A 20,643-nucleotide genomic window follows, 5' to 3' on the forward strand; every position below is an offset into this window, starting at 1 on the left:
CTTTTTTTAACGAATCAAACCGTTCTTTTCTAAATAAGCAAGACTTTGTCTTAACACATCATCTTTCATAATAAAACTGAAATTCTTATTCTTTGCGATAGATCTTGGCAAGTCTGCGAAAAGAACAGGACCTTTCGTTTCAAAATACGTGTCTTGCTTCACTAGCCTTTCAATATCAGCGAAATAAATATTTTTTACGATGATCTTTTCTCTGCCTAGCACCTGATATTGGCCAATATACGTTAATTCACGAACAACAGCACCCGTCTCTTCTTGAATCTCACGTATAGCGGCTTGGTCTGCTTCTTCATTTGGCTCAACTTTCCCTCCTGGAAACTCATAGCCCCGATCCTCATGTTCAGTGAGCAGCCATTTCCCCTGGTAACGGCAGATGGCCCAAACATGCTTTGGATGACTTGAAAAAGGCTTCTCTTCAAAGGAGAGCTTGACCGTATTATGATAATAGTCTTTAAATACATGCATGTAAAATCCCTCATATCCTGTCCTTGCTTCTTGTAAAACATCATACCACAGATCACATTTCTCTGAAGAATTTTTATCAAAAGTGAAACAAACGAGTGGTTTCATTTCGTCTGTATTTAAAATGAGGTATCGTTGCTAAAACCTTTTTATCATCCCCAACTTCACCCCATTTTAATCATGAAACCTTTTATCCCTTAATGACGTAAATCAATTAGTGTTTGTCCTATTACGACGAGGAGGAAAACAGCATGAGGATAACAAATGGGTCAAAACAAGAAAAAGATCAATCGCTTACGCCCAGTAAAATTGAAAAAGAAGACGCCCCTCATGAGGTGATCAAGAAACACCTCATCAAAGGGCAAAAGCTAGATTTAACTAAAGACAATCCAAATATCGACCAAATTCAAATCGGGCTTGGCTGGGATTTGGCTGGCCAGCCAATTGATTTAGATACGCAAGTGTTTCTCTTAAATGAAGAGGACAAACTGTTGTCTCCAAGCCATCTGATCTATTATCATCAGCAGCAAAGCTTAGACGGGGCTGTTCGCCATCTTGGTGATCATCAATTTGGCGGCGGGTATCGAGACAATGAAATGATCATTATGCAATTAAGCAGAGTCTCTCCTAATATTCATAAAATCGTTGTAACAGCCACGATACATGATGCACACGAGCGCAAGCATCATTTTGGACAAGTGGAGAACGCTTACGTGCATCTGACTGATCAAATCTCACAACAAGAGATTTGTACCTTTCAATTAACAGAAGATTATTCGTATTGTACCTCCATCATTTGCGCTCAACTCATAAGAGATGAAGAAGAATGGAAAATCATCGCAACCGGACAAGGAACTACGCTAGATTTAAATGACTTATGCCGCATCTACGGATTCACATCTTGACGCAGGAAAGGAGCCGGCACCAATGGGATTTCATTTCAACACGATAGAAGAACTCACTTTACAAGCAGAAGGCAGCGGAATCTTTTTTGCGAAAAAAGGCGCAATGATTGCCGATCAAGGTACGTTTCAATACCGCAAACGACTACTCGGTACGAACAAAGGAAATATGGTCAGTCAAGTATTTAACCATATCAGCAGAAAATTGACAGGTGAAAACCTTGAGGTGATGGAAGTAAGTGGACAAGGTACTTGTTATTTGGCTGATTCCAGCGAGCACGTGACAGTGATTAATCTTGAGCCGAGCGGTCCTTGGCAGCATGTAAGTGTAGAAAGTGAGGATTTACTTGCCTTTACTGAGGAATGTCATTACGGCGTGACACCAGTAGGCGTAGGGATTTTTTCACAGAAAGGACTATTTACATCAAAGCTCTCCTATCAAGGCCACGGGGCGCAGGTCGCCATTAAAACAAATGGAAACCCGCTCATTTTAAAAGCCCCTTGCCGTGTAGACCCTGACGCCATCGTTGCTTGGACAGGTAAAGCACCGAAGGTCAAATTAGATGTGAACTGGAAGACCCTCATCGGACAAACATCTGGTGAATCCTACTTATTTGAGTTCCAAGAACAAGACCAAATTGTCATTATCCAGCCATCTGAGCGTACATCCGGCTTACGGGTTGGTTTAGATGATAACCGTTATAAGCCTCAGAGCCAGAACTCCTCTCATGAATTCACTAATTCACAGACATCTCAGCAAGAGAATAGAGGCGGGCTTAGTGACCTGATCGGAGGCATCTTACAACCGCGAAAATAAAAGCATGTACATGCTTTTTCAATTCATTAATCCATTTGTTTCAATAAAGCTCTTTGTCTCTTCATTCCCGAGCTCGAAAATCATTGAGTATATCTCTTTTCTTTTTCGATCCATTTCATCATTCGGACTGTCATAATGATATTCAAGATACGGAACATGCGCTCGAAAGAAGCCTTTCCAATCTGTCATATACTGTTCATCGAAATAGTCTCTCAGCTGCAAAATTTGATCATCGTCTGCTTCTATTTGAAATTGCCAAGCCGCCGCATCTCTATGCTGCGATATCGACCCATCCTGTACGGATACATAATATGTGTGTCTCGTCATCTGATTCATCCTTTTTCCTTTAGTATGACCAGATATGAAGAAATTACGGCTTTTTGCGCAATTTATTTTTTAACATGTCCAACACATCAATAAACAACTGTGGAATGGGAATTCCGAGGGCATTGGCTGTCGAGACGATTTGGTAAGATTCATAAATAATATAGAAGATGATCGCTAAATCCTTAATCATCCCATTTGTCTTCAGCATGACATCGAAGAAATGCGCCATGGATATTAAGGAGACCGTCACAATCTTTCGAACAAGCCGTGTAGAAAAACGTTTCATTGTGAGCTGCCCTGTCAAAGATTCTCTTAGGCTTGAACAAATTAATTCAATGGCCATGAGTGTTACTAATATCATCAGTAAATTTCCTGCTCCACCAAACAGAAAGCCCATCGCTGACAAACTGACTGTAAACAACGAAAAGATGCCTAAATCCTTGCTCACTTGGCATCAACATCCTTTCAGAGTGGAACTCCTTACCTCAATATTATATGCCAGATCTTCGCAATAGCTTGGACGACAAAAAATAAGGCATCGCCTTTTAAATCAGACAGAGTGATGACAAGAAAAAAAGCCGCCTTGTGCGGCGGCTTCCATCTTTAGACTCTCACATCAATAAAGCGAGCGTCTGAATCCTTTGGTTGAACAGCTTGAGGCTGCTGCTGAACTTGATCCAGCATGACCATGGCTTGTGCTGTATTCGTAGCAAGCTGTGAATTCAACAAACTAATATTAAGTGTTTTTTGAATGCTCGCGACTTGCTGACTCATCATTCCTGCAATAGAAGACATCTTCTCCCCTCCCTTCTCTTTTCTCTTCGGCTGAAAGCCCTATGATTTCAATGGGCTGTCTGTCCCGATTCCAACAAAAAAGGAATGTCGATCTCTTCATGATCGACATTCCTTCCACATACGTATTATCCTAAAAATGCTTTAAGCATCCAGTTGTGTTTCTCGATAGATTGATGAATCGCAAGCAGCATATCTCCTGTTGTTTCATCGCCAACTTCTCCAGCCAGCTCCATTCCTTGCTTTAATTCCTCAGCGATATTGGAGAAATCATCATATAGATTTTTCACCATTTGCTCCGCTGATTCATTACCTTCAGCTTCTTGAATGCTAGAAATTTCCAAGCATTCTTTCATTGTCGCAACAGGCTTTCCATTTAACGCGAGCATACGCTCAGCCAAATCATCAATGTATGTCGCTGTTTCTGTATAAAGTTCCTCAAATTTCTCATGGAGTGTAAAGAAGTCTTTTCCCTTTACGTACCAGTGATAGTTATGTAATTTTACGTAAAGCACAGTCCAATCAGCTACTTGTTTATTGACGACGTGTAATAATTTTTCAGACATGTTTATTCCTCCTTATGTAATTGCGTTTAGTATGAGAATACCCTTTTCCTATTATACTGAAACCTGCCATGAATTTCTTCTATTTTGACTGCATGAAATATATGTTAATATGGAAATAAGGAGGGAGTTAGATGCTGCTACTTGGAATTATCAGCTTTATCATTATCTCAATCGTTGTCTTTTTATCGCTGTGGACAACATCGAAAGCTTATGAATATAAGCATAAAATCGATTCACCACAGGATGCTGAACCAAACCAACGTCCTAACCCGAAATAAAATGACACTTAATGATGTGAGGTTTCTTCTTCAGTAGATGAACTCTCTTTTTTCACATCACCTACATGGATGTTTGTCTTTGGCATATTATGCTGCTGTTTAGCTGTCACATGGACTTGTATGATATAAAGGCCATCTTTTTTAAAGGCTGTATGCAATTCATATACACCTTTGTTCTCTTTCTTTGGCTGAATCATCTTGCTGTTATCCTTATCGCCATCTTTCCACACTTCAAATTGAACTTCGTCTGCATCATCAACAGGCGTATCACCATATGTGACAGCTGCTTTTACTATAACGCTTTCATTTTTCTCCACTTGTTCAGGTCCTGTAAGCTTCACTTCTAATAGCTCAGGTACCTCCCCTTTGCCACTATTTGCTGCAGAGTTCCCACATGCACTTAGTAACAAAAGCATCAATATCATTCCCAACATTTTTCGCATTCCGAGTTCCCCCTTCTTTTACTGACATGTCCATTTTAACAAATATCCCCTATTTTGACATCTCATGATCGAATACAAAAAAACCGGACATCATCATGTCCGGTTTATGATCGATTAACCAAATACTTTGAGAAGCTCTTCTTGATCTTGAGAAAGCCAGAAACGCATCAAACGTTTTGCACCTTCAAGGTCATGTAGCTTCGCTTGACCGCATTGCTCTTCGTTTGCAGCAGGAATCTCTGTTACCTCAACTGCATCCTTGAATGTTGCATCGAGAAGTTCAACGATTTCTTTTGGAGTTGGTGCACCACTGACCACTAAATAGTAGCCTGTTTGGCAGCCCATTGGAGAAATATCAATGATATCAAAATGATCGTATTTCTCTGAGTGTGTTCTAATGTTAAACGCAAGTAAATGCTCTAATGTATGAATCGTATCAGGTTTCATTGCTTGTTTGTTTGGCTGACAAAAACGAATATCAAATTTATTGACTTCTCCATCTGATCCCACTTTATGAACGCCACAATGACGAACGTATGGCGCTTTTACAGCATTATGATCAAGTTCAAAGCTTTCAACTGAAGGCATAATCACCACTCCTATAATTGCAATTTCCTATATTATAACATATTTCTCCGACCAGTTTAGTTTATAAAACTTTCCTTCCTTGTCCTTTTTTCTTATACTGTGAAAGATAGACAAGGAGGAACCTTTATGAAACAAATTTTTATCGGCATCATACGCTTTTATCAAAAATGTATTTCCCCTCTTACACCGCCTAGCTGCCGGTTTTACCCAACATGCTCAAACTATGGGCTAGAAGCGATCAAAACGCATGGCGCTTTAAAAGGCGGCTGGCTCACCATCAAACGGATTTTAAAATGTCATCCGCTCCATCCTGGCGGCATCGATCCTGTCCCGCCGAAAAAGGAAAAATAAATTATTTTTCTTCATATCCGTTGACGACTACGTCAAGCTTGCCAGTTCCAGGATCAATGACAAGACCGTGCACAGGCACATTTGATGGGAGAAGCGGGTGATTTTTCACAACGGACACACTGTCCTTCACGCTCTCTTCAACCGAACTAAAGCTTTTGAGCCACTGTTTAAAATCGATTCCTGAGTATTCCAGTACTTCAATACGTTTTTCTGGGATACCACGCTCAATGGCTTTGTTTAAAAGTGTTTGGCTGTCTATTTTGCTCATACCGCAATCATGATGCCCAATGACATAAACCTCGTCAGCATTTAATTCATAAACAGCCACTAAAATGCTTCGCATAATACTTCCAAATGGATGAGACACAAGAGCACCAGCACTTTTAACGATCTTGATATCTCCATTTTTCATGTTCATTGCACGTGGAAGCAGCTCGACAAGTCTTGTATCCATACACGACAGAACGACAGCTTTTTTTTGTGGAAACTTCGTTGTTGTAAATTCTTCGTATTTCTTTTCTTCAATAAATTGTTGATTATATTCGATGATTTCTTCTAAAAGTTTCATACGTTGTCCATTCCTTTATCTTTTTTAAAAATAAATATAGCACAATGTGAGAAATTTCGTCACGTTTTGCAGCGCATTTTTTTAAAAGGAAACATCTGCTGATGAAAATTTTTTATTTTCCTCTTTTCAAATCGTAATTATTACGATACAATAACTCAGGACATTAAATCGTAATCATTTCTATCTAATAGATTGAGAGGAGACATTTTCCACATGAAAAAAATCTTTTATATGTTAACAGCTGCTTTATTTGCGATCGGTCTTGCCGCTTGCTCAAGCAGTGCGGGGACAAATGCTTCAAAAGGGAAAGCAGACGGAAAACTAACCGTTTACACCACAATTTTCCCGATTCAAGATTTCACTGAAAAAATTGGTGGTTCTCATGTTCATGCGCAAAGCGTGTACCCTGCCAATGCAGATGCACACAGCTTTGAACCAAGTTCAAAAACGATGGTTGAAATGGCTGAAGGAGACGCCTTCATCTACAGCGGCACAGGCGCTGAAGCATTCGCTGACAAAACCGCTTCTACGTTAAAAGACCAAGGCGTGAAAACAGTCAAAGCAGCCGAAGGCATCAAGTTGTTATCGACAAAAGAAGAGCATTCACATGAAGACGGCGAAGACCATGATCACGATCATGAAGGGGAAGATCATGACCATGATGGACACGATCACGGAGATAAAGATCCTCATGCATGGTTAGACCCTGTTTATGCACAGCAAATGGCGAAAAACATTAAAGATACACTCGTTTCATTAGATCCAGATCATAAAGACGAATACACAAAAAACTATGAAAAACTAAAAAAGGATTTGCAATCGCTAGATCAAGAGTTCAACACAACGTTATCTAAAGCAAAACATAAAGAAATCCTTGTTTCCCATGCAGCCTACGGTTATTGGGAAAAGCGCTACGGCATTGAACAAATCAGTGTATTAGGGTTATCCGCTTCTGAAGAGCCTTCACAAAAGCAGCTCGAAAGCATTGTACAAAAAGCTGAAAAGCACCACATTCAATATGTGATTTTTGAAAACAACGTCAGCAGCAAAGTCTCAGATACGATCCGCAGTGAAATTGGGGCAAAAAGCCTCACACTTAAAAATCTAGAATCTATTACTGAAGATGATGCCAAAAATGGCGAAAGCTACGTCAGCTTAATGAAACAAAATCTAAAGACCTTAAAAACCGCTTTAAATGATTAATTGTTAAAATCCCGGATGATTATCCGGGGTTTTTTGCTGTAAAAAAAGCACACCATTGTAGGGTGTGCTTTCAGATTGTTGACAAAGGGCTAAAATGATCTTGATTTTAGCCCTTTGTCTTCTTTTCAGCTTGATAGAAAACCTTTGAAGTCTAGGAAGGACGAGTACTGGCGCGGAGCGAATTTGACATTCGTGAGCACCAGCACGCAGGACTGACAACGAATGCGAGGGTTTGTCTACATGCTGAAAGCACACCATTGTAGGGTGTGCTTTTTATATTACATTTGATACTTTTTCTTAAACAACTCGGCTCTTCCGCCTTTTTCTCCGAATTTTTGGCGTCCTGTATAAAAAGGATGCGTATCAGAGCTTGTTTCTACTTTAATGACAGGATACGTTTTCCCATCTTCCCATTCTACTGTCTCATTGGATGACTTTGTCGATTTACTCAAAAAGCGGTAACCGCTGTTTACGTCCATAAATACAACTTCATGTGAGGTTGGATGAATATCTCTTTTCAATGTCAAAACTCCTTTCGTTATCAAAACGTAATGATTACGTTTTATATTTATATTCTACTCCCTCTTTTACAACTTGTCAAAAATCAAGCTTTCTTAGTCAGGAAGAATAATCTAAAAATGGTGGAGAATAATAACATCATGAAAAAGAGAAGTGATAAGAAAGGCGGAGAAAAAATTGACTGATCTCGTTTTAGCTAGAAGCCTGTTCGGCACAACCATGGGCTTTCACATTATTTATGCCTCGCTTGGCGTCGGCATCCCGCTAATGATTTTGTTAGCTGAACTCATCTTCCAAAAAACGAAGGACCCTCACTATGCTGTCATGGCCAAACGGTGGACGAAAGCGCAGGCTGTCTTGTTAGGTGTCGCCATTCCAACAGGCACGATTGCTGGTACCCAGCTCGCTCTTCTATGGCCAGGTTTTATGGAGGTCATCGGAAAGGTCATGTCACTTCCATTTCAGATTGAAATTTATGCGTTCTTTATTGAAGCATTATTTATGTCTATTTATGTGTACGCAGCGGATCGCCTATCACCTGCTATGCGCATCATTACCGTTATTTTTGTCGTGATTGGTGCAGCCGCTTCAGCGATTCTGATCACAAACGTACATGCGTTTGAAGGTACTCCTGCTGGCTTTCAAATGGTCAATGGAGAAATTACGAATATCGAGCCCTGGAAGGCCTTTTTCAATCCAAGCTTTGTCGTAACTGCGACACATGTCGTGCTATCTGCTTTTACAACAGGTGCTTTTGTGATTGCATCAGTGGCAGCTTTTAAAATGCTCAAAACAAGAAAGAATGAGAAACTCTATACGTTTCATCGAAAAGCCCTTTTTCTTGGACTTATTGTAGGAGGCCTCTTCTCATTTCTAACGGCCATAAATGGTCATGAGTCTGCTCAGCTTCTGTATGAATATCAGCCAGAAAAGTTAGCTGGTGCTGAAGGTTTATTTGAAACACAATCACATGCGCCGCTCGCAATAGGTGGTTTTACTGATGCCGATTCAAAGGAAATTAAAGGAGCAATTGAAATCCCTTGGGCGCTTAGCTTTCTGGCAGGAAATAGCTTTGATACCGTGGTCAAAGGCTTAAATGATTTCCCTCGTGATGAGTGGCCGCCTTTATTTATTCACACGTTATTTAACGGCATGGTCATTATTGGCTCAGTTCTCATTTTGTTTGCGGTGTTAGCACTGCTTTACCGTAAAATTTTAAAACGCGATCATTATCCGAAGTGGCTCCTTTTTCTTTATTTATTCGGCGGGCCCCTTAGTCTTTTGGCCATTGAGTTCGGCTGGATCTTTGCATGTACAGGCCGTCAGCCATGGGTTATTTATCGAATGCTCAAAACCTCAGAGGTCGTCACATCATCAGGCTCAATTGGCACACTCTTTATCCTTTTTGCCATTGTCTATCTCATCTTAGGCATAGCAACTGTGATTGTGCTGACGTACTACTTTAGAAAACATTCGATTGAAGAAGACCTACGGTTAACAGAATCTTAAAAAGGAGCGATCAAGATGCAAATGGATGTGACAACTGATGCACTCATTGCAATCACCATCTTATGGGGGTTCGTTTTTATCTATGCAGTGATGGCATCAATGGATTTCGGCGCAGGATTTTGGTCCATGATTTATATGAATAAAGAACAAACAAAGGCCGCTAATATCGCAAATAAGTACCTTTCTCCAACATGGGAAGTAACTAACGTATTCATTGTGGCAATTGTTGTTGCGTTGTTTAGCATGTTTCCAGGTGCGACCTTTGTCCTTGGTACTGTTTTATTAATACCCGGTAGCATCATATTATTGCTTCTTGCACTGCGAAGCGGATTTCTCGTGTTTTCTCATTCTCTTCCTAAAAAATACAGAAAAGCAGTGACTTATATTTCAGGGATTAGCGGCTTTATCATTCCATCGATCCTGATCATGGTTCTTCCGATTACACATGGTGGATTTATCTTTGAGGAGAACAACAACTACTCATTAGATCTTGGACTGGTCTTTACAAGTGCAAATGTCTATTCTTTTGTCGGCTTTGCCATTTTCAGCACCCTTTTTCTTTCGTCATTGCTTTTAGCTGATTTCTCAAATGTGGCTGATGAAGATGAAGCTTACAGCATTTATAGAAGAGGAGCGCTCATTACGGGTCCGCTTTCACTCATGATGGCCTTTTTCATCATGCTGACATTAAGGAGCGAGGCAAATTGGCTGTTCACAAAAATGATGCAGAACATCCCTATTCTTCTTGTATCACTCCTGATGTTTTTGCTAGCAGGGCTGGCTCTATTTTTACCAAATAGCCGGTTTAAGCATCGGAAAGGCCGGCCGCGTTTAGCTGTCATTGCGATTACCGTTCAATATTTTTTAGCAAGCTATGTGTACGGACGTGCCCATTTGCCTTATATGGCCTATCCAGATATTACAATCATGTCTGGATTTACAGACCCTGTGACATTTAGAGCATTATTTATCACGTATATTGTAGGTTTTATCATCTTATTCCCTGGGTTCTATTTCTTCTGGAAATTGTTTATGAAGGATAAGCGCTATATTCGCCAGGAAGATTAACGTGAATGGATGAGGTTCATTTCGGTTACATTATAGAAGAAAGACATACTCAAAAGGAGGTCATCTGTATGAGTCAAAAAATCCTTTGTGAAGTCAATAACTGTTCCTATTGGAATGCTGGGAACCGCTGTGGGGCAGATGCAATCTATGTCGTCAGCCACACAGGAAATACGGCTGAAAAAAGTGAAGAAACGGATTGTAAAACGTTTAAACCACAAGATCTTTAAGTCTCATTTGAGGAGGCGCATCGCATTGAAACACGATCGGCTGCTTCAAACGTTTTTTGACGAAATTCATGACGCGGACGAAGCCGCATTTTATCAGGCTGCTCACTCCTTTTTAAACCTTTGGGATTATGAATATGGCCATGCAGCAGACATGCCAAGTGAAATGGATCACTATATTGGACAGCTTGCTTATGACAGCAAACTGGTAGAAGAGTAAGAAAGAGCGGATCACCGCTCTTTCTTTTTTGTTGAGACAGGAAGGAAAAACTTTCTCTCACTATATATAGATTTTATTGGATGTGCAAAAGGTGAATACCTCATTTTCACATCACAAAATCATGTTTTGTAAAGACGTCAATTTTATCTGAAAAGGAACGAAGCGCTTGATAATCCACTTCTACGCCCATTCCGGGGGAACGAGGTACCTCTATAAAGCCATTTTCAACCTTGATTTCAGGAAAAATGATATCCTGCTCCCAATATTTTGACGAAGCTGAAATATCACCTGGAATTGTAAATTGTGGAAGCGAAGCAAGTGCCACGTTCTGCGCGCGGGAAATACCTGTTTCAATCATTCCACCGCACCATAACGGAATTTGATGCTCCTTACTGAATGTATGGATTTTAAGGGCTTCTGTCAGCCCTCCAACTCGTGAAGGCTTCACATTAATAATTTGACAGCTGCCAAGCTCTACCGCTTTTCTAGCATCATCTAAGGAACAAATACTTTCATCCAAACATATCGGTGTTTTTAAATGCTTTTGCAAATGGCGATGATCGACAATATCATCTGCAGCTAATGGCTGTTCAATCATTAATAAACGAATGTCATCGAGCTGCTTGAGCTTGCTAATATCCTTTAACTCATAAGCAGAGTTTGCATCCGCCATTAGCGGGAGGTGAGGGAAAGACTCTCTAATTTTTTTAAGGAGTCCAATATCCTGCCCCGGCTTAATTTTCACCTTCACCCGCTGATAACCTTGGTCCACAAATTGCTGTATTTGCTTCAGCATGTCATCAACGGGTCCTAACCCCGCCACAACACCAGAAGGTATTCTATCCTTGGTGCCGCCTAATACATCTCGTAACGACTTATTCTCACGCTTCGCATAAATATCCCAAACAGCCGCTTCAATTCCCGCTTTCGCCATCCTATTGCCTTTAAATTGGTACAGGCTGTCTGGTATTTCTGAAGGGTGTGTAAAGGTGCGTGTCAGCACATTTGGTATAAAAAAAGCTCTCAGCATATGGTAACAAGTCTCAATGGTTTCTTCTGTATACCACGGAGAAGAAAAGGCTGACACCTCTCCCCATCCAGTCAATCCCGTTTGATCTTTTACCTCGACAATAATAAACTCACGCTCTGAGATGGTTCCAAGACTTGTGGTAAATGGTTGCTTGAGCTTCATCGTGACATGATATAAAATCACTCGTTCAATTTGAATCATCTAAAAACCCCTTTGACTTGAGTCTGTGCCTCTGCAATTTATTTGACGCATTTCTTGGCAGCTCGTCCACAAAGTGAAAAGCGGCAGGCCATTTATATTTTGCTAGATGCGACTCACATAAAGCATAGAGCTCGTTCTCCGGTATTTTATGGTCTGTGACAAGAAAGGCTGCTGGTACCTCTCCCCATCTATCATCATACATACCCGTCACTCCGGCTTCTTTTACATGCGGATGTGTTAACAGGATCGCTTCAATTTCAGCAGGATAAATATTCTCACCGCCAGAAATAATTAAATCTGAACGGCGGTCAAGCACAAATAAAAATCCTTCCTCATCCACATAGCCGATATCACCCGTTTTCAGCCAGCCTTGATCAAAAGCAGCTGCGGTCGCCTCTTCACGGTAAAGGTACCCTTTCATGACATTTGCCCCTTTCACCATAATTTCGCCATGCTCAAAAGGACGACAAATGCGTGTACCATCTTGAATTTTCAGCTCACATCCAAAAAGGGGTTTTCCTGCTGATCCAAGCTTCTCTACACTAAATTCAGGCGCAAGGGTCACAATTTGTGAACAGGTTTCTGTCATGCCGTAGGATTGAAACACAGGGAAACCTTTCTCTTTGCTTTCTTGAAGCATCGCAAAAGGCGCAGGTCCTCCGCCTAATAAAAGACAGCGCAAAGAAGACGGACATTCTTCCAGCCTGCTTAATAAACGGGATAACATCGTTTGAACAACAGATATCATCGTCACACGATGCTGTTCAATCGAACCCTTTACTTCATCGACATCAAACTTTTGATGAAGTACGACAGTCATCCCATAAATCACAGACTTAAATAAAGCGGATAACCCGCTAATATGAAAAAGAGGCAGTGCAATAAGCCAGCGGTCATCCTCTCTGAGGCCCATATTGAGTGCAGAGGAAACAGCACTATGAAAATGATTGCCAAACGTTTGCTCGACCCCTTTTGGTTGTCCTGTTGTGCCAGATGTATACATGATTGTTGCTGTTTCATTCAAATCAAATTCGCTTTCGATTTTCTTTACATTGTCGTGACCTGCTTCAGGTAAAGTCTCCATTGTATAAACGGGTAGATCACCCTTATGATCACTTGCATAAACCGGTTCAGTAAATAAAGCGGCTGCTTTTGCATCTTCAAGTTGATAGCGCCTTTCAGCCTTTGTTAACTTATTGTTCAATAGCACGATTTTGAATCCTAATGAAAAACAAGCATGAACAAGCATCACCATTTGAGGATGGTTGTTCATCAGAATCCCGACCGTTTCCCCTTTTTTTAATAATGTTTGTGCAAGTCTATTTGAAAGCTCATTGACTTCATCAGCTAAATTGCGAAATGTCCACTTTTTATCCTGATAAATGAGCGCGACTCTTTCTGGTGTTAAATAAGCACGGTGCAGCAGCCAATTCGGTTGCTTCATCACGACACCTCCTTTTCGTAAAAGAAAACAGCTTAGTCTGATGCACTAAGCTGTTTTTCATCGGTATGATTGAATCAAGGGAAACGCGGGAACTGACCGAAGTCTGGCTTGCGTTTTTCCTTAAAGGAATCGCGTCCTTCTTTTGCTTCATCTGTTGTGTAATAAAGAAGTGTCGCATCTCCTGCAAATTGTTGAATTCCAGCTAATCCATCCGTATCTGCATTAAATGCAGCCTTCAAGAATCGTAAAGCAGTCGGGCTCTTTTCTAGCATCTCCTCGCACCACTTCACTGTTTCCTCTTCAAGCTGCTCTAATGGTACAACAGTATTAACAAGTCCCATATCAAGCGCTTCTTGTGCATTGTATTGACGGCATAAGTACCAGATTTCTCTCGCTTTCTTATGACCAACAATACGTGCAAGGTAGCCTGAACCATAACCAGCATCAAAGCTGCCTACTTTTGGACCAGTTTGTCCAAAAATCGCATTATCTGCTGCAATTGTCAGGTCACATACAATATGAAGAACGTGCCCGCCGCCGATTGCATAACCAGCAACCATCGCAACAACAGGTTTTGGAATGACACGAATCAAACGCTGTAAGTCCAATACATTTAGACGCGGAATTTGATCGTCTCCTACATAACCGCCATGACCGCGTACTTTTTGATCTCCACCAGAACAGAATGCTTTGCCGCCAGCACCTGCAAGTACGATCACACCAACATTTGAATTATCACGAGCACGTGAAAATGCATCAATCAATTCACTCACAGTCTTTGGTGTAAACGCGTTATGTACATGTGGACGATTAATCGTGATCTTTGCAATCCCATTGTACGTTTCATATAAAATTTCGTCATATTGACGCTCAGTTTGCCATTCAATAGCCATCAATAGTTCCTCCTCTAACCTTGGGTAATAAACTCACTAACTATTTTACCAAAAAAATGTGGTTGTTCCACATGAACTGTATGCCCAGCCTGCTCAGCTAATATAAATTGACTGCCTTCAAGCTCCTGCTGCATACGTGTGGCGATATTGCAGAACTTTTCATCAAGCGCTCCACAAATCAACAAAACAGGTAAATTCATATGCTTTAAAGCCTTCCAAACAGAGGGCTGCGAACCTGTTCCTATGCCTTCTAAACTGCGAGCCAGTCCAAGTGGATTGGCTTTTAGCCTTTCCTCTCGTAGTTGAGCCTGCGTGTCAGCTGATAAAGTTTTCTGCGAAGCAAACAGTGGGATACTCTCCCAAAAATCCACAAACTTCACTAAACCTTCATGTCTCATTTTCTGAGCCAGCTGATGATCATGTTTGAGTCTTGCCATCCGCTCTTTAAACGTGCGAAGCCCTGGAGAGGTACTCTCTAGAATCAACTTGTTGACTCGCTCTGAATAACGAGAGGCAAATGATAAAGCAATACGTCCTCCCATAGAATATCCGAGAATATTCACTTTGTGAAGCTTTAATTGGTTTAAAATCTCTGCAAGATCTGCTAGTTGATGCGACATCGCATATCTTCTTATACTTTCTGGTGAGTCCGTGCGGCCATGTCCAAGCAGGCTGACTTGAATCAATCTTGTATTTTCCATATAAGCATTCAAGAATGTCCAAGAAGCCGCACTTCCAGTGAAACCGTGTAAGCATAGCGTGGCATTCTCACCTGATGGATTCTGATCCACCACCTCGTACGCCACACCATCACGCATCCGTATTATGAAAGAAGACATTCTTTTTTCACTTCTTCCAATATGTCATCCATCATTTGACGATGCTTGCTTGCACGAGAATGCCGATCTGTTTCAATTTCAATTAAATGAAGTCCAGGCTCTTCTATATGCGCCTTGTAGACATCATGTAATTCTTGTTTCGTTGACGGTTTCGCATAGGTTCCCCCATACAACTTCGAAGCATACTCAAAATTCAGTCCAGTCGGTGTACCAAAGAGTTTTTCATAATACGGTTCCTCAGACGCCTGCGGAAGGAAAGAAAAGATGCCTCCTCCATCATTGTTTAACAACACAACCGTCAGTGGAATGTCCATCAACTTCGCTGCAAGGAGACCATTCATATCATGGTAAAATGATAAATCTCCAATCACTAAGGTGACCGGCTGTTTCAAAGCTGCATACGTGCCAAGTGCTGTAGACACAACACCATCAATACCATTTGCTCCTCGATTCGCCATCATTCGAAAAGGCTTCGATTGCGCTTCAAAAAATGTATCCACATCACGAATCGGCATACTATTCCCGATAAACAGGACACTCTCCTTCGGCAAAAGATGCTGAAGCTGACGGTACACATTCCCCTCAAATGACAGATCCTCATCAGAATAATGAGAAGCATGCGTTCTGAATGATGAATTTGCATCCTGCCAGCGCTTTAGAAAACTTGTATCCTCACGTTGATCCGCTCTATTAACTACTTCATCTACAAAAGTTGCCACATCACTTTCAATGACATATGAAGCACTCAGCCCAGGATCTCGAAAACCTCCGGCAGCATCAACAACAATCTGATTCACTTCTGCATGTTTTTCCAGCCACTTGAATAAAGGCTTAGACACAGGCATCGGTCCAAAACGAATAACCATATCCGGCAATAGGTGCTGCTGCAATGCTTCATCTTTCAATAAAGAATCATACGCATCAATAATAAGATCTGCATGCTCATGACCATTTCGCAAATGAGACAGCGGGTCCGCTAAAATCGGTATATTCAAGGCTTTTGAAAGACGTAATACTGCCTCTTTCTCTTCCTCCGTATGAAGCTCGCCACACACAATCAGTCCCTTTTTGGAACGGCTCATAACCGTCACAATTTCAGATATCGCATCGTCATTTGGGAAAGCCTGTCCTGTAGCTAATACTTTTTTCCGGTCTGTTTCTTCTCGCTCGAAAGGATCAATAGACAAATCAGGAAGCAATGGTTCTCTCAGAGGGACATTGATTTGTACAGGTCCCTTCGGCTCTTGCATCGACATATGATTTGCTCTTGCCGCAGCCGTCTGAACATAGCGTAACATCGTCTGATTTTCTTCTGGCAATGCTAAGTCTGTGAACCATTTAACAAACTTACCGAATAAGAATTGCTGATCAATCGCTTGAGGTGCCCCAACTTCCCTCAATTCGTGCGGTCGATCAGCAGTTAAAACAATAAGTGGGACACGGGAATAATGTGCCTCTACAATGGCTGGGTAAAAGTTAGCTGCTGCTGTACCTGACGTACAAATAAGCAGCACTGGTGTTTGACTTGCTTTTGCAAGACCAAGCGCATAAAAAGAAGCAGACCGTTCATCCACTAATACATGGACATTGATGTCTTGGTGGGCTAGAGCCAGCATTGCAAGCGGGGTCGAACGAGAACCTGGACAGACAACTGCCTCTTGTACGCCACCTTGGACAAATTCATCCATCAATCTGCCAATATATGTTGTCATGATTTGATTATTCAATAGGACGACCTCCAAGGGCAGATAGCATTGGTCTTAATTTCACTTGCGTTTCCTCGTACTCTTGCTTTGCAAGGGAATCCTCTACAATGCCGCAGCCAGCGAACAAACGAACATGGTCTTCCTCAATAAGACCTGACCGAATGGCGACAGCAAATTCTCCATTATCCTGAGAGTCAATCCACCCTACCGGCGCTGCGTACCAGCCACGTTTCAACGGTTCGATTTCACGAATGACCTCAACCGCCTTTTCCTTCGGATATCCGCCTAATGCTGGCGTCGGATGGAGCTGTTCAATTAACGAAAAGAGGGAACAGCTGTTTTTAATTTCTCCTACAATCGGTGTAAACAAATGCTGAATGTTTTTTGTTTTATAAAGACTAGGTTGATTTGGTTTATGCACGCGAAGGCAATTGGCCTCAAATGCTTGCTCAATCATATTGACAACAATTTGATGTTCAATCAAATTCTTCTCATCATGCAGCAGTTCCTCGCCTAATGCTCGATCTTCCTCTTCATCTTTTCCACGAACAATCGAACCTGCTAAACAAGATGAAAAGACCTCTCCGCCGCTTTTTTTCACTAAGCGTTCCGGCGTAGCTCCGACAAATGCTTGTCTCCCCTGTTCAACCGCAAATACATAACTCGTTGTTTGATGCTTTAATAATTCTGATAACAGTGGAGCGAGTTCAATTTGATTTTTATAGTGAAGCAAGACTTCTCTTGCTAAAACAACTTTTTCATATTCGTTTGCACGAATGTGGTCTGTCGCTTCTTGGATCGCCTTCATCCATTCCTTCACATCTCGTTCTTCCATATGAACAAGTTCAGCTTGTCCACCATGTCTGAGCGGTAATGTTTCGTAATGAGAGGCTTTTTGTTCTAATTCTTGAATGAGCTGATGAACATTACCGTCCACCTGCTTCCATTCATTGATCGTAAGAAACGTGCCTTCTTTCGAGACAGTGAGCATCATCGATGGCACAAAAAAATGAGCCTCGCCAAAAGCTTCCCAGTGACGCGCCTTCTCTTCATACGGATCAAATGAGAATCCTCCAAATAAAAGCGGACCAACAGCCGCTTGCCTTAACTCCTTCTCATCATGAAAATGGAACATGTGCTGCTTCAGCTGTTCCCATTCTTGATGAACTGTATCAAATCGTTCCTTGCCTTGCTCAGATGATTTAATAACGGCCGCTCTGCCAAGTCCAGAAAATATCATTTGGCTTTCTGGATCAGACCAAAAAAACCGCTCGCCTAAAAAATCCGCTTCGCCGCTTTGGAAAAAGGCAAGAGGATCCAGATCGTCAACTCTTCTGGAGTAGCTTATCAAAACAGCATGGTTGACGTTATTCGCTTCTTCTAATGTCGCAAGCGCTTCCTGCCGGAAAGTACTTTGCACTGTTGTCACCATGATACATTCCTCCAAAATCCATGAAATAACATAAAAAAATAAAACCATAATGAAAAAATACGTGAACATTCGAGTATGTCGAATGACCTGCTTTTCTATTATAAACCTTAACAGATGAACTTAGTAAAGAAAACAGCTTTTAAAACCTCGAATCCTTATTATATCACGCTTTCTAGATTTTTTCGCTCTGCTTCTTGAAACGAGAGCATCTATAAGAAAAATGGAAAGTCTTGTTCTAAGATCAAGCTTTCTCTCGATATGGCAACGATTAGCAAACATCTTTTTCAGGTTTCATCGCATCAATATATTGACACCTTTTTGAACTTTGCTAAACTGGAATTTGGACGTGTACGTATTTTTTTATTTAAAGGAGTATATTTTATGCAGCATCAATCGATATCAGATCAACTTTCACCGATTAAGCCTGATAAGAACTGGCGGATTTGGTGGAATTTACTACGACCGCATACATTAACAGCAGCATTTATTCCCGTTACTTTAGGAACTGTTCTAGCACTTCCAAGTGGTCAAATACATGTTGGGCTATTTTTAGCTATGCTGTTTGCATCTATGTTTATCCAAATCGCAACGAACATGTTTAATGAGTACTTTGATTATGTTCGCGGATTGGACAATGAGAAATCTGTCGGCATCGGCGGTGCCATTGTCAGAAATGGCGTGAAGCCTAAAACCGTTCTCGGCCTTGCTTATGCACTATTTGCGCTTTCTTTACTACTAGGAGTGTATATTTGCATGATGTCTAGCTGGTGGATTGCACTGATAGGACTCATTTGTATGGCAGCAGGCTATTTCTATACAGGCGGTCCTGTTCCTATTGCATATACACCGTTTGGAGAACTTGTGTCAGGTGCTTTTATGGGACTAGGAATCATCCTGATCAGTTTCTATATTCAAACAGGCACACTAACGTCTAAAGCTGTTCTCGTCTCATTACCAATTTCTATTTTAGTTGGTGCCATCTTACTATCAAACAATATCCGCGATTTAGACGGCGACAAAGAAAATGGACGAAAAACACTTGCTATTCTTGCTGGGCGAAAGGCTGCTGTGAACATTTTACTTTCCATGTTTTTGATCTCTTATGTACTTATTTTTGTTTATATCTTCACAGATATTGTCGGCCTTTGGAGTCTTCTTGTTTTACTCAGTGTGCCAAAAGCATATACAGCTATCAAAGAATTTAGGCAAAAAGAAAAACCAATTGAATTAATGAATGCCATGAAATCTACAGCTCAAACCAATACATTTTTCGGTTTCCTGCTGACAATCGCTTTGATCTTACAATACTATATCGCGTAACAAAGAACGCCTGCAGCCGCAGGCGTTTTTTCATGAGGAATTGCTTCAAATTGGAACTAGTCTTACAGATAAAATTGCTCATACTAACATTATGTTTGATATGAAAGGATGATCGCTTTGTTGTCTAAAGACGAATTACATCATTTGAAGCAGCGACTTCTCGATGAAAAGCACGAACTCGAAGCCAAAAGCCATGACGATGAACAAAAAGTATCATTTCCTTATGATTCGGTCGGAGATCTGTCAGCCTATGATAATCACCCAGGTGATCAAGGGACAGAGCTGTTCGAACGCGGGAAGGATATTGCGTTAAACAGTTTGGAACACGAACATCTGTTAGACGTTAATGAAGCACTTCAAGCCATCACAGACGGCTCTTATGGCCTATGCAAGGTCTGTAAATCACCTATCCCAAGGGAACGCTTAGAAGCCTTACCTAGTGCCGTCACATGCACAGAGCATTCAAAAGAACAAACCGTTTCACAAAACCGTCCGATTGAAGAGGATTTATTAAGTCCGCCGTCAGGGCAATTCGAAAATGAAGAAAGTGCAGCCTATGATGGAGAGGATGCATATCAAGACGTAGAACGCTACGGAAACTCTGATACGCCGTCTGATATGGAATTTCCTCCATTGACATACGATGATGTGTATACACAATCAGAAGATGAAGATTATGTCGAAGACTATGAAGGATTTGCAGCTGCTGATATTGAGGGCAAGGCAAGTAAGGTATATCCAAATAAAGCGCACGAAGCCTATGAAAAGGCATTAGACGAAGAAGGCGTCATGACGGTATTTGGTGACTTGAAGCCGTACGAAGAAGAACCTTATACAAAAGAAAATCATTAGTCCCCTCATATTGGGGGCTTTATGTTTATATCATGTAATAATTGGGAAATCACTTTAAGAGTGAATTTGAT

At 41.2% G+C, this 20,643-nt stretch carries 26 protein-coding genes; 11 read left to right on the forward strand and 15 right to left on the reverse strand.

Annotation, left to right across the window (positions count from 1 at the left end):
- Positions 1–6: 6 nt before the first annotated feature.
- Positions 7–483 carry an RNA deprotection pyrophosphohydrolase gene (gene ytkD, locus MHI11_RS15400; RefSeq protein ID WP_044142144.1) on the reverse strand — a complete coding sequence of 159 codons (477 nt, stop codon included), beginning with the start codon at positions 481–483 and terminating at the stop codon, positions 7–9.
- Between the two features lie 248 nt (positions 484–731).
- On the opposite strand from ytkD, the gene MHI11_RS15405 reads away from it, so the two are divergent.
- Positions 732–1,385 carry a TerD family protein gene (locus MHI11_RS15405; protein WP_106065807.1) on the forward strand — a complete coding sequence of 218 codons (654 nt, stop codon included), beginning with the start codon at positions 732–734 and terminating at the stop codon, positions 1,383–1,385.
- Positions 1,386–1,407: 22 nt separating this feature from the next.
- Positions 1,408–2,199, forward strand: a complete 792-nt coding sequence (locus MHI11_RS15410) for an AIM24 family protein (RefSeq protein ID WP_278176199.1) — start codon at positions 1,408–1,410, stop codon at positions 2,197–2,199.
- 18 nt (positions 2,200–2,217) lie between these two features.
- On the opposite strand, the gene MHI11_RS15415 is transcribed toward MHI11_RS15410, so the two are convergent.
- The 4 genes from MHI11_RS15415 to MHI11_RS15430 all read right to left on the reverse strand — a co-directional run bounded on the left by MHI11_RS15415 (position 2,218) and on the right by MHI11_RS15430 (position 3,884).
- Positions 2,218–2,526: a hypothetical protein gene (locus MHI11_RS15415; RefSeq protein WP_044142141.1), complete on the reverse strand. Its 309-nt coding sequence runs from the start codon at positions 2,524–2,526 to the stop codon at positions 2,218–2,220.
- Between the two features lie 43 nt (positions 2,527–2,569).
- Entirely contained in the window at positions 2,570–2,974 is a 405-nt protein-coding gene (locus tag MHI11_RS15420) for a phage holin family protein (protein ID WP_044142140.1), read from the reverse strand.
- 155 nt (positions 2,975–3,129) lie between these two features.
- A complete protein-coding gene (locus MHI11_RS15425) occupies positions 3,130–3,321 on the reverse strand; it encodes a hypothetical protein (protein WP_003217712.1) in 192 nt (63 codons plus the stop codon).
- 125 nt (positions 3,322–3,446) lie between these two features.
- Positions 3,447–3,884, reverse strand: a complete 438-nt coding sequence (locus MHI11_RS15430; protein ID WP_044142138.1) for a Dps family protein — start codon at positions 3,882–3,884, stop codon at positions 3,447–3,449.
- Between the two features lie 131 nt (positions 3,885–4,015).
- On the opposite strand from MHI11_RS15430, the gene ytzI reads away from it, so the two are divergent.
- Positions 4,016–4,162, forward strand: coding sequence for a YtzI protein (gene ytzI / locus MHI11_RS15435; RefSeq protein WP_034665318.1), 147 nt, complete (start codon positions 4,016–4,018; stop codon positions 4,160–4,162).
- Positions 4,163–4,170: 8 nt separating this feature from the next.
- Here ytzI and MHI11_RS15440 read toward each other — a convergent pair whose 3' ends face one another.
- Positions 4,171–4,605: a FixH family protein gene (locus MHI11_RS15440; RefSeq protein ID WP_044142137.1), complete on the reverse strand. Its 435-nt coding sequence runs from the start codon at positions 4,603–4,605 to the stop codon at positions 4,171–4,173.
- Positions 4,606–4,719: 114 nt separating this feature from the next.
- Positions 4,720–5,193: an S-ribosylhomocysteine lyase gene (locus tag MHI11_RS15445; protein WP_003217624.1), complete on the reverse strand. Its 474-nt coding sequence runs from the start codon at positions 5,191–5,193 to the stop codon at positions 4,720–4,722.
- Positions 5,194–5,319: 126 nt separating this feature from the next.
- Here MHI11_RS15445 and yidD point away from each other — a divergent pair, with 126 nt between their 5' ends.
- A complete protein-coding gene (gene yidD, locus MHI11_RS15450; protein ID WP_003217666.1) occupies positions 5,320–5,544 on the forward strand; it encodes a membrane protein insertion efficiency factor YidD in 225 nt (74 codons plus the stop codon).
- A 1-nt stretch (position 5,545) separates the two neighbouring features.
- On the opposite strand, the gene MHI11_RS15455 is transcribed toward yidD, so the two are convergent.
- The gene (locus MHI11_RS15455) at positions 5,546–6,112 is read right to left on the reverse strand and encodes a beta-class carbonic anhydrase (RefSeq protein ID WP_044142136.1); all 567 of its coding nucleotides are present in this window, start codon (positions 6,110–6,112) and stop codon (positions 5,546–5,548) included.
- A 213-nt stretch (positions 6,113–6,325) separates the two neighbouring features.
- On the opposite strand from MHI11_RS15455, the gene MHI11_RS15460 reads away from it, so the two are divergent.
- Positions 6,326–7,315 carry a metal ABC transporter solute-binding protein, Zn/Mn family gene (locus MHI11_RS15460; RefSeq protein ID WP_044142135.1) on the forward strand — a complete coding sequence of 330 codons (990 nt, stop codon included), beginning with the start codon at positions 6,326–6,328 and terminating at the stop codon, positions 7,313–7,315.
- A 278-nt stretch (positions 7,316–7,593) separates the two neighbouring features.
- Here MHI11_RS15460 and MHI11_RS15465 read toward each other — a convergent pair whose 3' ends face one another.
- Entirely contained in the window at positions 7,594–7,836 is a 243-nt protein-coding gene (locus MHI11_RS15465) for a type B 50S ribosomal protein L31 (RefSeq protein ID WP_003217579.1), read from the reverse strand.
- Between the two features lie 175 nt (positions 7,837–8,011).
- Between MHI11_RS15465 and MHI11_RS15470 the strand changes: the two genes are divergently transcribed.
- The 4 genes from MHI11_RS15470 (at position 8,012) to MHI11_RS15485 (ending at position 10,855) form a co-directional block, all read left to right on the forward strand.
- Entirely contained in the window at positions 8,012–9,343 is a 1,332-nt protein-coding gene (locus MHI11_RS15470) for a cytochrome ubiquinol oxidase subunit I (RefSeq protein ID WP_065098664.1), read from the forward strand.
- 21 nt (positions 9,344–9,364) lie between these two features.
- The gene (locus MHI11_RS15475) at positions 9,365–10,411 is read left to right on the forward strand and encodes a cytochrome d ubiquinol oxidase subunit II (RefSeq protein WP_185108921.1); all 1,047 of its coding nucleotides are present in this window, start codon (positions 9,365–9,367) and stop codon (positions 10,409–10,411) included.
- A gap of 68 nt (positions 10,412–10,479) precedes the next feature.
- On the forward strand, positions 10,480–10,638 hold the full coding sequence (locus MHI11_RS15480; RefSeq protein ID WP_008360682.1) for a DUF1540 domain-containing protein: 159 nt from the start codon (positions 10,480–10,482) through the stop codon (positions 10,636–10,638).
- Positions 10,639–10,663: 25 nt separating this feature from the next.
- Entirely contained in the window at positions 10,664–10,855 is a 192-nt protein-coding gene (locus MHI11_RS15485; protein WP_044142132.1) for a hypothetical protein, read from the forward strand.
- 106 nt (positions 10,856–10,961) lie between these two features.
- Here the strand turns inward: MHI11_RS15485 and menC are convergent, their stop codons facing one another.
- The 6 genes from menC to MHI11_RS15515 form a co-directional block, all read right to left on the reverse strand.
- The gene (gene menC, locus MHI11_RS15490) at positions 10,962–12,086 is read right to left on the reverse strand and encodes an o-succinylbenzoate synthase (RefSeq protein ID WP_113768703.1); all 1,125 of its coding nucleotides are present in this window, start codon (positions 12,084–12,086) and stop codon (positions 10,962–10,964) included.
- Positions 12,073–13,530: an o-succinylbenzoate--CoA ligase gene (locus MHI11_RS15495; RefSeq protein WP_340961463.1), complete on the reverse strand. Its 1,458-nt coding sequence runs from the start codon at positions 13,528–13,530 to the stop codon at positions 12,073–12,075. The genes menC and MHI11_RS15495 overlap by 14 nt, the downstream gene beginning before the upstream one ends.
- Positions 13,531–13,604: 74 nt before the next feature.
- Complete coding sequence (menB, locus tag MHI11_RS15500; protein ID WP_044142129.1) at positions 13,605–14,423, reverse strand: 1,4-dihydroxy-2-naphthoyl-CoA synthase; 819 nt, start codon at positions 14,421–14,423, stop codon at positions 13,605–13,607.
- A 14-nt stretch (positions 14,424–14,437) separates the two neighbouring features.
- A complete protein-coding gene (gene menH / locus MHI11_RS15505) occupies positions 14,438–15,262 on the reverse strand; it encodes a 2-succinyl-6-hydroxy-2,4-cyclohexadiene-1-carboxylate synthase (RefSeq protein WP_044142128.1) in 825 nt (274 codons plus the stop codon).
- Positions 15,247–16,989: a 2-succinyl-5-enolpyruvyl-6-hydroxy-3-cyclohexene-1-carboxylic-acid synthase gene (menD, locus tag MHI11_RS15510; protein WP_340961465.1), complete on the reverse strand. Its 1,743-nt coding sequence runs from the start codon at positions 16,987–16,989 to the stop codon at positions 15,247–15,249. The genes menH and menD overlap by 16 nt, the downstream gene beginning before the upstream one ends.
- The gene (locus tag MHI11_RS15515; RefSeq protein WP_340961467.1) at positions 16,982–18,400 is read right to left on the reverse strand and encodes an isochorismate synthase; all 1,419 of its coding nucleotides are present in this window, start codon (positions 18,398–18,400) and stop codon (positions 16,982–16,984) included. Before MHI11_RS15515 ends, menD begins: the two co-directional genes overlap by 8 nt.
- 381 nt (positions 18,401–18,781) lie before the next feature.
- Here MHI11_RS15515 and MHI11_RS15520 point away from each other — a divergent pair, with 381 nt between their 5' ends.
- Entirely contained in the window at positions 18,782–19,720 is a 939-nt protein-coding gene (locus MHI11_RS15520; RefSeq protein WP_044142125.1) for a 1,4-dihydroxy-2-naphthoate polyprenyltransferase, read from the forward strand.
- Positions 19,721–19,837: 117 nt separating this feature from the next.
- Positions 19,838–20,572 (forward strand): TraR/DksA C4-type zinc finger protein, encoded by a 735-nt coding sequence (locus MHI11_RS15525; RefSeq protein ID WP_044142124.1) that lies wholly within the window; start codon positions 19,838–19,840, stop codon positions 20,570–20,572.
- The last annotated feature ends 71 nt before the right edge of the window (positions 20,573–20,643 follow it).

This window comes from Bacillus sp. FSL K6-3312 (genome assembly GCF_038007485.1).
Taxonomy (GTDB): Bacteria; Bacillota; Bacilli; order Bacillales; family Bacillaceae; genus Bacillus; species Bacillus pumilus.